The 15366-nt window shown below is 42.8% G+C and carries 13 protein-coding genes and 3 pseudogenes; 10 read left to right on the top strand and 6 right to left on the bottom strand.

Annotated features, from left to right (window positions below; translation table 11 throughout):
- Positions 1-2: 2 nt before the first annotated feature.
- The 5 genes and pseudogenes from V7K48_RS02135 to V7K48_RS02115 all read right to left on the bottom strand — a co-directional run bounded on the left by V7K48_RS02135 (position 3) and on the right by V7K48_RS02115 (position 6540).
- Positions 3-2624 (bottom strand): GAF domain-containing protein, encoded by a 2622-nt coding sequence (locus tag V7K48_RS02135; protein ID WP_335069159.1) that lies wholly within the window; start codon positions 2622-2624, stop codon positions 3-5.
- 259 nt (positions 2625-2883) lie between these two features.
- Positions 2884-4014 (bottom strand): glycosyltransferase family 4 protein, encoded by a 1131-nt coding sequence (locus tag V7K48_RS02130; RefSeq protein WP_335069157.1) that lies wholly within the window; start codon positions 4012-4014, stop codon positions 2884-2886.
- Between the two features lie 6 nt (positions 4015-4020).
- Positions 4021-4664, bottom strand: a pseudogene (locus tag V7K48_RS02125) (DUF4291 domain-containing protein).
- A 12-nt stretch (positions 4665-4676) separates the two neighbouring features.
- Complete coding sequence (locus V7K48_RS02120) at positions 4677-5831, bottom strand: NAD-dependent epimerase/dehydratase family protein (protein WP_335069283.1); 1155 nt, start codon at positions 5829-5831, stop codon at positions 4677-4679.
- A gap of 178 nt (positions 5832-6009) precedes the next feature.
- Positions 6010-6540 (bottom strand): hypothetical protein, encoded by a 531-nt coding sequence (locus V7K48_RS02115; RefSeq protein WP_335069155.1) that lies wholly within the window; start codon positions 6538-6540, stop codon positions 6010-6012.
- A gap of 314 nt (positions 6541-6854) precedes the next feature.
- Here V7K48_RS02115 and V7K48_RS02110 point away from each other — a divergent pair, with 314 nt between their 5' ends.
- From V7K48_RS02110 to V7K48_RS02090, 5 genes and pseudogenes are all read left to right on the top strand, one after another.
- Complete coding sequence (locus V7K48_RS02110; RefSeq protein ID WP_335069154.1) at positions 6855-7208, top strand: hypothetical protein; 354 nt, start codon at positions 6855-6857, stop codon at positions 7206-7208.
- A 96-nt stretch (positions 7209-7304) separates the two neighbouring features.
- Positions 7305-8816 (top strand): stress-responsive protein Ycf46, encoded by a 1512-nt coding sequence (gene ycf46, locus V7K48_RS02105; protein WP_335069152.1) that lies wholly within the window; start codon positions 7305-7307, stop codon positions 8814-8816.
- Between the two features lie 142 nt (positions 8817-8958).
- Entirely contained in the window at positions 8959-9309 is a 351-nt protein-coding gene (locus V7K48_RS02100) for a DUF1257 domain-containing protein (protein ID WP_017655886.1), read from the top strand.
- 288 nt (positions 9310-9597) lie between these two features.
- A complete protein-coding gene (locus V7K48_RS02095) occupies positions 9598-9822 on the top strand; it encodes a hypothetical protein (protein ID WP_335069287.1) in 225 nt (74 codons plus the stop codon).
- Positions 9823-9835: 13 nt separating this feature from the next.
- Positions 9836-9973, top strand: a pseudogene (locus V7K48_RS02090) (type I-D CRISPR-associated protein Cas5/Csc1); the annotation flags it as partial.
- 3 nt (positions 9974-9976) lie between these two features.
- On the opposite strand, the gene V7K48_RS02085 reads toward V7K48_RS02090, so the two are convergent.
- Positions 9977-10297, bottom strand: coding sequence for a hypothetical protein (locus V7K48_RS02085; RefSeq protein WP_335069150.1), 321 nt, complete (start codon positions 10295-10297; stop codon positions 9977-9979).
- 209 nt (positions 10298-10506) lie between these two features.
- Here V7K48_RS02085 and V7K48_RS02080 point away from each other — a divergent pair, with 209 nt between their 5' ends.
- The 5 genes and pseudogenes from V7K48_RS02080 (at position 10507) to V7K48_RS02060 (ending at position 15360) form a co-directional block, all read left to right on the top strand.
- Positions 10507-11127, top strand: coding sequence for a 2OG-Fe(II) oxygenase (locus tag V7K48_RS02080; protein ID WP_335069148.1), 621 nt, complete (start codon positions 10507-10509; stop codon positions 11125-11127).
- Entirely contained in the window at positions 11117-11962 is an 846-nt protein-coding gene (cas6, locus tag V7K48_RS02075; RefSeq protein ID WP_335069145.1) for a CRISPR-associated endoribonuclease Cas6, read from the top strand. Before V7K48_RS02080 ends, cas6 begins: the two co-directional genes overlap by 11 nt.
- Positions 11963-11993: 31 nt before the next feature.
- Positions 11994-12118 (top strand): annotated as a pseudogene (locus tag V7K48_RS02070) (CRISPR-associated protein Cas4); the annotation flags it as partial.
- Between the two features lie 156 nt (positions 12119-12274).
- Positions 12275-12433: a hypothetical protein gene (locus tag V7K48_RS02065; protein WP_335069143.1), complete on the top strand. Its 159-nt coding sequence runs from the start codon at positions 12275-12277 to the stop codon at positions 12431-12433.
- A 290-nt stretch (positions 12434-12723) separates the two neighbouring features.
- The gene (locus tag V7K48_RS02060) at positions 12724-15360 is read left to right on the top strand and encodes a TonB-dependent siderophore receptor (RefSeq protein WP_335069141.1); all 2637 of its coding nucleotides are present in this window, start codon (positions 12724-12726) and stop codon (positions 15358-15360) included.
- The last annotated feature ends 6 nt before the right edge of the window (positions 15361-15366 follow it).

The raw sequence follows: 15366 nt of genomic DNA, 5'->3' as shown, positions 1-15366 counted from the left end.
AACTACTTAGTAAGCATTGTCCAAACACCATCCCAAGACACTGGAGGCGGCGTTTGTTGATAATTACGCGCCCGTTCTAGGTGGATATCAACAGCTTGGTCTTGGGGTTGGATGCATTTGGCGGCTTCAAAACAGGCGATCGCTTGTGAAAAGTTGCGTGATAAATAAGCCGAGCGTCCAGTATGATAGTGAAACAAAAACTCTTGCGTATTGGCATCTAAGGGAGTAGTGCGATCGCCAATCAACTCGTAGATATTCACCGCCTGGTGTTTCCCTTTGACGCGAATTTTATCTAACTGGCGCACCCAAATGCGATCACGGCAAAGCTGGTAAGTAAATTCACTTAAAAGAATATCACAACCATAATCCTTAGTTACCGCTTCCAAGCGCGAACTCAAATTTACGCTATCTCCAATTACGGTGTAATCCATCCGTTTGCGGGAACCAATATTACCCGAAACCACATCCCCAGAACTAATTCCAATACCAATATGAATTTGTGGCTGCGTCTGGATAATTCGCCGCTGGTTAAACTCCTCTAGACGGCGTCGCATATCTAACGCTGACTGCACAGCCCTCCAAGCATGATTTTCTGTAAGTGGTAACGGCGCACCAAATACCGCCATTAAGGCATCACCAATAAATTTATCTAGAGTGCCTTCGTGGTTAAAAACTGCCTCCACCATCGTTTCAAAATACTGATTGAGCAGCGATACCACCTCCGCTGCACCGAGATTTTCCGTAAGTGTTGTGTAGTCCCGGATATCAGAAAACAAGATAGTTACTTCCTTGCGCTCACCCACCATTAAAGCATCTTCCCCTAGAGCCATAACTTGTTCGGCTACATGAGGCGTCAGGTAACGGGACATGGTAGTTTTCATCCGTTTTTCCTGACTAATGTCTTCCAACACCACCAAACCACCCCGGACTCCGCCTTCTGGGTTAGTCAGGGGATTAACAGTAAGATTGATACTGCGCTCTAACGTTTGTACCTGATCAGAGGTGAGAAACTCAGATTGGGGAGTCAGGGGTTGATTCCAGGGAATGAAAACATCGGGGTTAGTGCGATCGCGCACTGCTAAAATTGAATGCTGATTCCTAAGTCCTGTTAGCGGATAGCTATGGTTTAGTCCGTATTGAGTTTCACTTTTAACTCCTAACTCCTCACTCATAACTTGGTATAGTCCTACCATCAAACTTTGCTCTGGCACATAATGTTTAGCTCCGGTTTTTAAACTATCTTCTAGTCGCATTTGGAGATTTTCAATCGGCACAACTTCCCAAACTAGGCAGCCAATCAAATTTTGTTCCCACAAAAGCTTGTTGTTCTTAGTATTAGCCTCTCCTATCGGACAACCTAATAATTCCAGTGCCGCATCATTAATAGTGACAATCCGTCCTGCCATATCTGTAGAAATCACAGCATCTGACAGACTTTGCAAAATGTCTTTTTGATACTGTTTTTCTAATAGCACATTTTCAAACAGGCGAGCATTTTCTAAGGCAATTCCTGCCTGAATATTAAAAGCCCGCATAAATTCTTCATCAGAAGCAGTAAAACTGCTTTGTTGCTTATTAATTAATTGTGTGACGCCAATCAATTCATTTGCAGAATTAAATACTGGCAAACATAGGATATTACGAGTTATATAACCAGTTTTTCTATCTGTAGTCGGGTCAAAGCGGGGGTCTTTGTAGGCATCGGAGATATTTAGAGCTTCACCAGTGGAAGCCACATAGCCAGCAATGCCACGGTTAGCAGGAATGCGGATTTCTATCAAGTTTGTGCCATCTGCCGCTGCTGCAACTTTCGTCCAGAGTTCGCTCATCTCTTTACGATATAAAAACAGTGTACTGCGGTCTGCTTGCATTAAAATTCGAGCTTGTTCCATGACTATCTGCAAAGTTGCTTCTAAATCCAAACTTTGCCCCAGTGTCTGAGTTGCCAGTAACAAAGCCGTTGCACCTCGTTGATTGCGAGCTGCTACATAAAAAGATTGGCAGCTTTCCAGAATAATACCAATAGAAGCGGCGAAGTCTCGAAAACGTTCTTCATCATCAGAATTAAACGGAATATTCCCGGTTTTATTAGCCAGTTGAACTACCGCTACAGTCTGGTTTTTACTACTGATAACAGGCATACATAAAATATTGTGGATTTTGTAGCCCATTTGTTTTTCAAGTTCTGGGCTAAATAGGGGATGAGTATAAGTTTCAGATATATTTAGATATTGACCTGTACTGGCAACATGACCGGGGATACCCACTGTAATGGGAATACGAATTTCTAAGAATTTTTGGGTATTATCTTGAGGAACTTTTGACCACAGTTGACCTTTGTCATAGTCAACTAAAAAAATGGCTGTGTGTTCTGCTTGAAGAATTTGACCAATTTTGAGTGTGATAGCTTCTAGCACCTTCTCCAACATAGTTTCTAGAGCTTCATTATTGATCAGTTCAATAGCTCTAAGAAATTGCTGGAACTCAGCAGTTATGAAGTCGAGTAAGCAAACAAATTCATTAACAGATAAGTCTTTTACGCGACGCAGTAGGGCATGAGTACGATTAACTTGAGTCAGTTCAGTTAATGTAGCCAAGACGCTGCCAGGGTAGGGGAGTGTCATGGGAATTTTAGATTTTAGATTTTAGATTTTGGGGATTGGGGATTGAGAGGTTTGAGGTTCTGAGCTTCATTAATGAGTCTTTGAGCTAGATGAACAAGTCTCTAATTCCCCCAGTACAGCGGGCGCGTAAATAAACCAACCATACCCTCCGGGAAGCCGCTCTGCGTCTACAAAATGGTGCAAAAGCCCAGAATATAATTCTTTTGACTTTTGACTTTTGACTTTTAACTTCCGCCTTGCGGTACTAGTCCCCAGTCCCCTATTTTGTCAACTGTTCAGAAAATATCACCTTTTGGTAGTAATCTTGTAACTGCCTAGTAGCAGCTGCCCAACCCCAACTTTCTGCTTCCCGGCGAGCATTTTGACGGATGATGTCTCGTTGTTGTTTTTGTTCTAACAGGCGAATAGTAGCAGCGATCGCTCCTTGAACATCTGCTGTTGGCTCAAAAAGATATCCATTTACCCCATCTGTCACAATATCAGGAATCCCTCCCGAACGGGCTGCTACCACCAAACAGCCAGCTGCCATTGCTTCTAGTAGGACTAAGCCTAGTGTTTCTGTACGGGAAGGAAAGATAAAGGCATCAGCACTCGCAAAGGCAGAACCTAACTCTTGCCCGATAAGATACCCAACAAAATAAGTGTTTGTGCCAGCAAAGTGTTTTTGCAATGCTTGACGGTGGGGGCCATCCCCAACCAATGCCAACCGCGCTTGGGGAATTGCCTCTAAAATTGGTTTGATGCGCTCAATTTCTTTTTCAGCAGAAAGCCGCCCAACATAAAGTAGCAATGGACTTTCTGGATGATTTTGTGATAAGCGCGATCGCATCTGTACACTAGCCAAATCGGGGTGAAATAATTCCGTATCCACCCCGCGCTGCCACAAATCTACACGTTCAATACCATGTGCCGTTAGTTCCTCAATCATTGCTGTTGAGGTACATAGATTCAAAGCTGCTTGATTATGAGCGCCTTTCAGCAGTTCCCAAAGAAAACCTTCCAGCATTCCCAAGCCGTAATGCTGGAGATATTGGGGTAAATGGGTATGATAAGACGCCACTAAAGGGATTTTGAGAATTTTGCTATAAAATATGCCAGCTAAACCCAAAACTGCTGGATTCACGACATGAATAACATCTGGCTTAAACTCTTCTAAGGTGTAACCAATGGCTGGGCGGGGTAATGCCATTTTCAATTCTGGATACAATGGCAGAGGAAAGCCAGTAACCCCGTAAACTTTAGCGCCTTTGTATTCAGTGATGCCTCCATCAGGTGCAATCACTAGCACTTGATTACCACTGCGCTGTAAATGGTCAACGGTATGGCGCAGGCGCGTCACAATGCCGTCAACCTTGGGTAAAAAGGTTTCGGTAAATAGAGCAATTCTCATATAAAACTATTCAGTCCAGGCAGATAATCCCAGCTTTGCTTGCGTTTCTCCATTAAACACAGAGTAAACTGTCTCCTGTGGTGTAATCAATTCTGTACACTCAGACTTAATGTTTTGCCGCTGCTTTTGTATAAAGTCCGAAATGTCCTCAATGTTCACAATCCAATCTTTGGCGTAAGCAGCTAGCACTTGACCACTTAACCCTAACTAAATAGCGCGTCGTTCTAATTTTGTCCCAGATGGGTGATGGTCTGGATCCCATTGTAGGCGGACTTGTGATTGCTTCAGTGCTCTTTGCCATGCACTTTTATTGAGATAAAGTTCTGGAACGTAGCTGGAATGAACAGCCGCCGCTAAAATTTCATCAAAAGCCGAACGCTTAATCCAAATAGCTAACACTACCTCTTGCCCATTTTGTGTACTCCACCCAGAACGATATATCACCCAGAGGAATTAGGTTTTATCCAACTCATACGGTCAAAACTGAATTCACCACTAAAATAACCGTAGGTGGCGGCGAAGTCACCAATAGCTGGACGATACGCCTGATAAACAACAATTGAATGGTCGTCATATTGTGCTAAAATATGACGACCATTTTTCGGACAATTACTGACTTGAGTTAAATAAGGTTGTGTTATCAACCGCACGCACGCTTTACCCTAATTTCTGTGCCAAGAGACTTTAGGCAGAATTTGCTTGTGATCAACTCGTTTTTGATACTTGATGGCAAAGTTTAACAGAGAATCGAGTAAAGAATCAGAGAGCAAGTGAGGGCGTAAACCTAAATCGAGCAATTTAGTGTTTTTAGCGTTGAAGTAATGTTCTTCTTTCTCGACTCTGGGATTATCTAGGTGATTGATATCTACATTCAATCCCATAGCGTTACCAGCTTTTTTCACCATCAATGCCAAGTCACCGACGCTGAATTGTTCGGTAAATTGGTTAAATACGCGGAATTCACCAGCCTCGGCAGGGTTAGCGATCGCTAATTCTACACATCGGACTGTATCCCGAATATCCAAAAATCCGCGAGTTTGTCCGCCTTTACCATAGACGGTTAGGGGGTGTCCAATCGCTGCTTGAATACAAAAGCGGTTCAGTGCTGTACCAAACACACCATCGTAATCCAGCCGATTAATCAATAGTTCGTCCATCCCCGTTTCTTCGGTTAAGACGCCATAAACTACACCCTGATTTAAATCCGTTGCCCGTAATCCCCAAATCCGGCAAGCAAAGTGGATGTTATGACTATCATGGACTTTGCTTAAATGGTACATTGAACCAGGCTGCTTGGGATAAGGTAGGGTATCCTTGCGTCCATTGTGTTCAATGGTGATGTAACCTTCTTCTATGTCGATGTTGGGTGTACCGTATTCACCCATTGTCCCCAGCTTCACCAAATGACAGTCCGGGAAATCTTCCCGCATGGCGTACAACAAGTTCAACGTACCAACTACGTTATTGACCTGGGTAAGAACTGCATGTTCTCGGTCAATCATGGAAAATGGAGCCGAACGCTGTTCACCAAAATGCACTAGGGCGTTTGGCTGAAATTGATCTAATGTTTTATGGAGAAACTCGTAATTAGTAATATCGCCGATGAACAGGTCGATAGATTTGCCAGTCAAATCTTGCCAGCGCTGGAGACGTTGCTGAATTAGTGCGATCGGAGTGAGAGTTTCGACACCAAGTTCATTATCCCAATGCCGCCGCACCAAACTATCTAAAATTCCAACTTCATAACCTCGATTGGAAAGGTAAAGAGCAGTTGCCCAACCGCAATATCCATCACCACCAATAACCAGGACTTTCATCTTCACCAGTTTTTACTCGCTGATAGCTAAATTTATCAGGTTTCTGTCCCCTCTCAATCATCATTCTGGGGGAGATGTAGATTTAGGGACAGAGGAAGCAGGGGAAAATCAGGGAAGATGAGGGAAATTCTCCTAACTTTTCACTCCTGTACAGACGCGATTAATTGCGTCTCCTAACTCAAGGCAAGGAAATCCGATACTGCTGGGCAATGTAATAAAACAAACGATAGTAATCTTGAAATTCTTGGCTCTTGCTTCGTCCCTGCCAGTAGTATTTTACTTGACTGTGAATTAGTGTCAGTGTCATTGAACCTACTCCTTGATCAACTTCTACAACCAGCACCCCAGATACTCCTTGGGTAGTCTGAAAGTTGGGATTTCTCTTTTTCACGGACTCTTGGTCTGTAACAATCGAATTTGGTAGCTGCTGACTTGCCCATCCCCGAATTTCCACTGTTTTGTTCTGGGGTGAAATAAACGCAATTCCATCATCATTTTCTGGAGCTGCTGAAGAAGTCCAGTTACTCGGATATGGAAATTCAAAGCCATAACGGGAGTTGCTATAAGTTTTCCATGTGATAGCTCCGGCGTTAAAATCATTTGCAGTACAACCCCACAGGATTATGAACACGGCAATGGCTCCGCTAACACTGGCGGCAAACTGATAAATTCTTCGCCCCAAACTACAGGTTTTATTAGCAGTAGCCATTTACATTACGCATTTTGCCAAAGTCACTGATTTTATAGAAATACCAGAAACTCAGATATTGCCCCATTTTCAATCAGCCAACTAGTAGTCTGCCACATTAATATAGTTGTGATTCGTAATCAGCGATTTATTGCTCAATTTCAAGGGCTAGAGCCACTGACTACAAACCACATGGCTAGTTATAAATAGCATCTGAGTCCCAAAATATAAATAAATGTAACGAAACTGCCGTTAAAACGTTTTGCCGTCTTGACAACCAATAAAGAAACCGATAACTTGATATACATACCCGGGTAAGACTGTTAAAAAGTTATATGCAAACGCAAACTAAGCAAAAGGTCACTTTGTATTTATCGCCAGAGTTGCACAAAAAACTGAAGATTCGTTCAGCAGTTGATTCCGAACCAATGTCAGAACTTGCCGAACGTGCCCTCGTTTTTTACCTATCTAATTCAGAATTGGTTGACGAGGTACAAGATTCTTCTTATGGGCGGACTCATAGAGTTTATTCATGCCCAACTTGTGATAGCTCACTAGTCTTACGTGATGGGGAACTGGTTTCTTTGGGCAATCAACCAGGAGTAGTTGGTCAAGAGTATCTTTCCATTGATGAAATGGATGAAGATGAAACCTATCCCAAGGGTGAGGAAGAGTTAGTTCCTTGCTAAATAGATCGGAATTATGAATTATTCATTCATGATTCGGCTGTCTTTACCAGAAGCAATGTCTCTACTGTCTCTATAAGGTCTCAAGTAGGTCGATGTATGAAAGAAGAGCTCAATATCCTAATTCAAGCTCAATACCCTTTAATCTACCTTGTGACCTCCGAGGAAGAGCGGGCTGAGCAAGCAGTTTCCACGATCGCCCAATCGTTAAAGCCCCAGCGTCGGGTATTTGTTTGGACAGTAACACACGGGATTGTGGAGTATGGTCAACCCCGGAATGTCACCCAACATAACACCGTATCTCCAGAGGCGGCGATTGAGTGGATAATCCGGCAGAAAGAACCCAGTATATTTATTCTTAAAGATTTACATCCATTTATAGATGCGCCTGCAACAAACAGATCGTTGCGCGATGCGATCGCCAGCTTCAAAGGTACGCAGAAGAACATCGTTTTGATGTCACCGATGCAGCAAGTACCTATAGAACTGGAAAAAGAAGTTGTAGTTCTCGATTTTCGCCTGCCAGATATGGCTGAGTTGAATAAAGTATTGACTTATCATATAGACCAAAATCGTGGTCGGCGGCTGACAATAGAAGCCAGAGAAAAGCTTCTCAGAGCAGCTTTGGGTCTAACTAAAGATGAAGCGGAAAAAGTCTACCGAAAGGCGCAGGTAACTACAGGGCGTTTGACGGAAGATGAAGTAGATATCGTTTTATCTGAGAAAAAGCAACTAATTCGGCGCAATGGGATCTTAGAATACATTGAAGAAGATGAAACCATTGATGCTGTAGGTGGCTTAGAAGAGTTAAAAAGATGGCTCAAGCAACGTTCTAACGCTTTCACAGAAAGAGCGAGAGAATATGGTTTGCCTCAACCAAAGGGAATGTTAATTTTGGGAGTTCCGGGTTGCGGTAAGTCATTAATTGCCAAAACTACTTCCCGGCTGTGGGGTTTACCACTGTTGCGGTTGGATATGGGGCGAGTCTACGACGGCTCAATGGTGGGACGAAGTGAGGCAAATCTGCGGAACGCCCTGAAAACAGCAGAATCTATTTCCCCAGCGATTTTGTTTATTGATGAATTGGATAAATCTTTTGCTGGTAGTGGAGGTTCCTCCGATTCTGATGGGGGGACTTCAAGTAGAATCTTCGGCTCTTTCCTCACATGGATGCAAGATAAGAAATCACCAGTGTTTGTGATGGCAACCGCCAACAGAGTAGAACGCTTACCTGGCGAGTTCTTGAGGAAAGGACGCTTTGATGAGATTTTCTTTGTGGATCTGCCAACACCAGAAGAACGGCAGCAAATTTTCAATATTCATCTGACCAAACGCCGTGAAGACATCTCTCGATTTGATCTTGAGCAACTAGCCAAGATGTCTGATGGCTTTTCTGGGGCAGAAGTTGAGCAAGCGATCGTTGCGGCAATGTATGAAGCTTTTGCCCAAGATCGAGAGTTCACCCAACTAGATATTATTGCTGCACTGAAGGCAACTTTGCCGCTGTCTCGAACGATGCAAGAACAAGTAACGGCTCTAAGAGATTGGGCCAGACAGCGCGCCCGCCCCGCAGCATCCTCCGTAGCTGAATATCAGCGAATGGAGTTCTAAAAGCTTTCCTCTGCCATCCCAGGGGGAAAGGCTAGCTGAAAATGCTAGCAGTTATAAGAAAAGCCGCATCCTGTTAAGCGCGGCTTCGCCCAAAACAAACCGTTGTCGTTTTTCTCAATCTTCTCATTGGAGGAAACCCCAAATGTCTCACTTTAGCACCCTGCGTACCAAAATCACCGATGCCGAAATCCTCAAGGCTTCCTTGCGCGACCTCGGTATCAGCGTAAAGACTGAAGCTGATGTCCGTGGTTATAACGGTCAGCGTGTCCGTTCTGACATCGTTGCTATGTTGGAAGGTGAATATGACCTCGGCTGGTCTCGCAATAGCGATGGTTCTTTTGACCTAATCGCTGACTTGTGGGGAGTTGCTAAGAAGCACAACCAAACCGAGTTGATCAACTCCATCAACCAAAAGTATGCCGTTAACAAAACTTTGGCTGAAGTAAAACAACGCGGTCTGCAAAACGCCAATGTGAAGTTGGTATTGCAATAACAATTTCTCTGCGCGTTCCCAAAGCTACACGGGTTAACCATATAAATAGCGGTTAACCCGCTTTTTTATCGGGACTGAGATTTATTTCTCAGTCCCGATTTATTATATTAATTAATTTTTATAGAATTCAATTTGGAACTACTCGCTTTCTTCAGTAATTTGCTACTAAATTAGTCTTTTATTACTTCTTGTTGTAGCGATGGTGTGTTAGGGCTTCCACCAAACAAACCCTACAGTTTGGATAGTTTTTTACTTGAAATCCCAAATAATGCCTCATAAACTCTAAATATGTCACAATTTGAATCTGTACCACAGTTTGAGTTATCAGACTTTGAGAAGTATCAATGGACAGAGATATTAGATAAAAAAATCCCAAAAGAATGCCAGAATTACAGTGAGGAATTTCGGATAAAATCCGAAAGTCCTGGTGCTGACCGAACTGCAAATGGAATCGCAACAGGATGCCCAGTTGAGTCAACTGCTCAATCGCCAACAATCAGGTACTCTTACTGAAGGCGATCGCGCACGTTTAGTGAGCTATGACGTGGTAAATATGCCTCCAGTTAGCTTAATTCAGAATGTCCAAATGCGAGGGCAATGCTATCAATCTGATGGTATTCAAAACTTGAAAATTCCAGTTAGGATGGAATATCGCTTTCGGAATTATTTACTTCCCAAAACCTTTGCTACGCTTTTTACTTTTTCGAGGCTCTATCGTCATTAACTCTGCTGTAAAACCTCTGGAGTCTTGCAACATTAACTTACGAATTCGCTGATGTTGGTAAGCCTGCACCTCAGCAGCTAGGGGATGAGTAGGGTCAATTTTTAGGTGAGTAATGGAAGAAACATATTTTTCTTTACTTTCGGGATTATTTGGCTCTTTTAGTCCGCACACAATCCCACCTTCATCTCCTGAATAACCAACGAAATCAATTTCAAATTCTCTGTCTGGATCAGCGTTTTCTCCTTTTTGCTTTAATGTCTTCAAAAACTCTTTTCCAGCCCGTGCTTTAATTGGTAAGCTCTTTTTTAATTTTTCAGTAAGTGCCTTTGCTGCATTGTAATCATCAATTCTCGTCGCTCTAGCTCTTTATTTCAGTTTAAAAAGATTTTATTATAGTCTTTAACCTTTTACCCAGTCACAAATTACGCTACAATCTTTAACCCCTGCTAGTTCTGTACGCTCCTCTATCCCCAGTGAAACACTATCAACAACAACCCAACGCCTTCCCCAGTGATTACCTAAACAACTTGTGGGGAGAAATTCAAGCTAGTCCTTACTTCGCTATCAACAACCTCAACCGCGATTTTGTCGCCACTAAAGGATTTTCTGTAGTGTTTCAGCGTTCTGGATTACTAAAAGTAGAACAGCAGTTTCCCTACTTCAAGCCTTACCTCGATTTGGCTCTCCAGCCGAATTGTAATGCTTTTTACCTCAATCCTTTACAGCTAAAAGAAGGCTCCCGCGTCGATCCGCATATCGATCGCTCCTTACGTTCCTACTTCAAAACCATTGAACCACCTGCGGTTGTCAGTGTCCTTTATGTGCGAGTACCTGCGGATATGGAAGGGGGAGAACTGGTATTGCGATCGCACAAACGCCAACTTGGGCAAATTAAGCCCCAAATCAATACTTTACTTTATTTTCAAGGTGATTTAACCCACTCAGTTAACGCTGTGAAAACCCCAGGAAATCGCCTAAGTTTAGTTTGTGAGCAGTATAGTTTGAGTGAAGCTGAACTCCAGGAAATCCCTGAGTTTACTGTAGAGTCAAGAAGCACTCAGTCTACAACCAAAAAGAGAAAGTATGCCTCATAGTTTAGTGTTGAATTTGCTACCTCAATCGCCTATTCCAGCACAGTATCTCACCGGCAGACATCTCCACGCCCTATTTTTAACCCTTGTCAGTTCTGTAGATACCACATTAGGCGATCGCTTGCACGATTCCACCGCTGATAAAGCCTTCACCCTCTCTCCTTTACAAATTAGTAATATAAACTCCCCCCTTTTTAAGGAAGGTAAAGGGGGATCTAAATTGCAATACTCACACCAACAATCCATTCCCGCCAGTACACCTTGTTGGTGGCGCATCTCTTTATTAGATGACACTATATTTGGCAGACTTACCCAACTCTGGCTAAATCTTAATCCCAATCGCCCTTGGCATCTTGGCCCCGCTGACTTGTATATTACTAGCATTCAAGGCACACCTCAATCTATTCAATCTTGGGCAAATGCCAGTACTTATGCTCAATTATACGAAGAAGCCAGTGATTGCAATTCTTCCATTAACCTTACCTTCTCCACACCTACCGCCTTCCGTCAAGGACAGTATGATACTACCCTTCCCACCAGAGAATCTGTCTTTAATTCCCTACTTTCGCGGTGGAATAAGTACAGCGGCATAGAATTTGCTCAGATTGCGATCGAGTCTATCTTTCCTTCTTTTGTTAACATTCACACAGAAATATTAGCTGACTCACGGAGCAAATTTATTGGCATTCTTGGAGAAGTTAACTACAAGATTTTGGGAGAAATTGAACCGATCCAAATTAAGCAAATTAACACTTTAGCTGACTTTGCTTTATATGCAGGAATTGGACGAAAAACAACAATGGGTATGGGTATAGTGAGACGGCAGTATTATCCCTAATTTCAATAATCATTTAAAAACTACTTAAATTATGAAGCAAACCGAATATATTTCCATTGTGGCATTGAACCAATATGCCTTTGTCTGTATCACTGTTGGCGGATGTTTTGTGCAGGTGATACCGATAATCAATACACAATCGAAGGTACAACTTTAGTAAATATCTAGAAGAATCTGACAAAGTTTTTGAGGGAAGGAGATATAGAGGAGGCAATCTCTCACCTAATGGAGCAAGTAGAGCGAAAAATCAGGGAAGTGGCCCACGCAGAGATTGAGGCAACTTAAAAAAGTGACCCCGCCGACGCTTCAGCAATGGCCGCTTACGTCCACGATCCAGATCACCGATTGGAAACGGGAGAATTAAACATGAGGGATTTCCTCATGCACCGCCCAGAACCCATTGATGTATTTGCCGCTTATAAAGCTAAGTCTGGCTATGTTTGGGCAAAGATTGTTTCAAAGTTCCATTAGCTTTTATAGATTTAGTGGATTAAAAATAAATATTATTAATAGTTTTAGAGGTTTAATATAATTTTCAATTAACTTAAACAAAAAGGTAGCCGAAATCACAGCACTAAAATCAAAAACCTATTATTTGTCAAGTCTCCTTGTAAATAAATTCTGAGAACTATTTGCAATTGCTTAGTCATATCCTGTAATCTGTATTCTCAAGTAGCTGATTATATATCTCAGTAGCTAGCAGCTATTTACTGATTTATTGAGAGTTAATGGCAGATGGAGAGTAAGTGTAGGAGTGGCAAATGGTGTTAAGGCAAATATTGAAAATTCTGCTGGTTACAAGCTCTATTTGGTTCTGCGTTCCAATAAGTGCAATTGCTCAAGAAGTCAACAAACAAGCACAAAGTAAATATGTTACATTAGTACTACACGATTCTAGGTTGATTGGAAAGATTCTAAGACTGAATGAAGTAGAACTTCCCAATACCAGCGCTCAAATGCTAGTACAGTCATCAACAACACCGAATATGCCAACTACTGAAGTTACGGAAGTGACAGGCGTTAAGGCAAATCCCACTGACAAAGGTGTGGAGGTGATTTTACAGACTAACAAAGGTCAACAGTTGCAACTAGTCAATCACAGTGCTGGTAGCAATTTCATTACTGACATTCCCAATGCTCAACTGCGCCTACCATCGGGCGAAGCATTCACATTCCGCTCAGAAAAGCCAATAGCGGGTGTTACACAGATAACGGTAACAAATCTTGATGCCAATACTATCCGGGTGACAGTGACAGGTGAGGTGGGTGTACCAACTGTCGAGTTGTTTGATAGTCCAGACGAGGGTATAATCTTCTCTGTTGCGAGTACTGCACCTTCTGTGCCATCACAGCAGCAACCCCAAACACAACAGCCAACCAACCAGACACAACCAAGTCAACCATCAGCTTCGGGTGATCAGCCAATTGAATTGGTGGTAACGGGTGAGCAAGATGGGTATCGCGTACCTGATGCATCAACTGCGACTAAAACTGATACGTCTCTGCGCGACATTCCCCAATCGATTCAGGTGATTCCACGACAAATAATTGATGATCAAAAAACAATTAGATTGCGGGATATTCTGCAAAATGTCAGTGGGGTAACACCAGGTGCAGGCTATCAAAACTCCTTTGACAGAGTGAGAATTCGGGGATTTACGCAAGAAATAACTTTTCGAGATGGAATTCGTGACAACTTTGCGTCCACAGATTTTGCAAATGTGGAACGGGTTGAGGTACTCAAGGGGCCAGCATCTGTGCTATTTGGAGAAACCGAACCAGGTGGAATTGTCAATATTGTGACGAAGCAACCTCTAAATGACCCCTACTACAATGTCGATCTGAGTGCTGGAAATTATGCATTCTATCGTTCAGCTTTGGATTTATCAGGGCCTCTGAATGTAGACAAAACCCTCCTCTATCGCCTCAATATTGCCTACGAGAATACTGGTAGTTTCAGAGATTTTATTAGTTCCCAGAAGATATTTGTTGCACCAGTTATAGCTTGGAAGCTTAGTGATAATACGGATTTAAAGGTATTCTTCGAGTACAATGACAGAGATTATAAACCCGATCGCGGAGTGATTGCAATTGGCGATCGCCCTGGGTCAGTTCCGATCACTCGATTTTTTGGTGAACCATCCATTAACGAAGGCACTGCTACAAACTACAAGTTTGGGTACAATCTCGAACACCGCTTCAGTCGGGATTGGCAATTGCATCAGACCTTATCTACCAACATATTCAAGAGTGATGAAATCCGCGTTCAGGTGGACGAACTGCAAGCAGATGGACGCACAGCAACTAGAGATATAGCTAATTTTGGTGGAACCACCCAAGAGGACTACAGACTCCAGACAGATGTTATTGGTAACTTCAAAACAGGAACAATTACCCACAAGCTGCTGTTTGGCGTAGACCTGAACCGTTACACCAATGTTTCCAATGGCTTTACCAACGGACCTTTTGCATCCATTGATGTTTTCAATCCCGTTTACTTTGTTCCGATTACCCGTCCCACGACTCCTTACATAGTTCAAAATTTTACAGATACATTAGGCTTTTATCTACAAGACCAGGTAACTATTGCTGAGAACCTCAAGCTACTCCTGGGCGGTCGTTTTGATACGGTCAGTATTTTACAAAAGGACTTGGTAGCCCAAAGTGCAACCAACGACAATAATTCCGCCTTCACACCGCGGGTTGGCATTGTCTATCAACCGATCCGTCCTGTTTCTCTGTATGCAAGCTATGCAGAATCCTTCGTACCACAGTATGGACGGTCTAGGGACAATTCACCTTTTACTCCCGAACGCAGTAAACAGTACGAAGTAGGCGTTAAAGGAGAGCTGCTTGACGGCAAACTCTCAGCAACATTGGCAGCTTACCACCTCACAAAATCTAACGTTTTAACTAATGATCCCATTGATTCCAATTACTCCATTCAGGTGGGGGAACAGACCAGCAAAGGGATTGAACTTGATATCGTCGGACAAATAACACCAGGTTGGAATGTGATTGCTAGCTATGGTTATATAGATGCCAGAGTCACCCGTGATAATAACTTACCTGTGGGCAATCGCTTGCAAAACGTAGCAGAAAATACTGCCAGTTTCTGGACAACTTACGAACTTCAACAAGGTAAGTTAAAAGGGTTAGGCTTTGGTTTAGGTCTCTATTATGTAGGCGATCGCCCCGGAGAAATTGACAAATCCCTTATCCTACCAAGTTATTTTCGCACAGATGCAGCGCTGTTTTACAAGCAAGATAACTGGAGGGTTGGTCTCAATTTCAAAAATCTTTTTGATATTAACTACTACCTGGAAACTCAGGGACGCGACGTTGTTTACCCAGGTGATCCATTTACGGTGATTGGCTCTGTATCTTTCACATTCTAAGCTCAA

The sequence above is a fragment of the Nostoc sp. genome (assembly GCF_036919615.1).
Taxonomy (GTDB): domain Bacteria; phylum Cyanobacteriota; class Cyanobacteriia; order Cyanobacteriales; family Nostocaceae; genus Nostoc.
The sequence above is the reverse complement of the archived record's forward strand: the minus strand, read 5'-3'. Positions and strand labels throughout refer to the sequence as shown.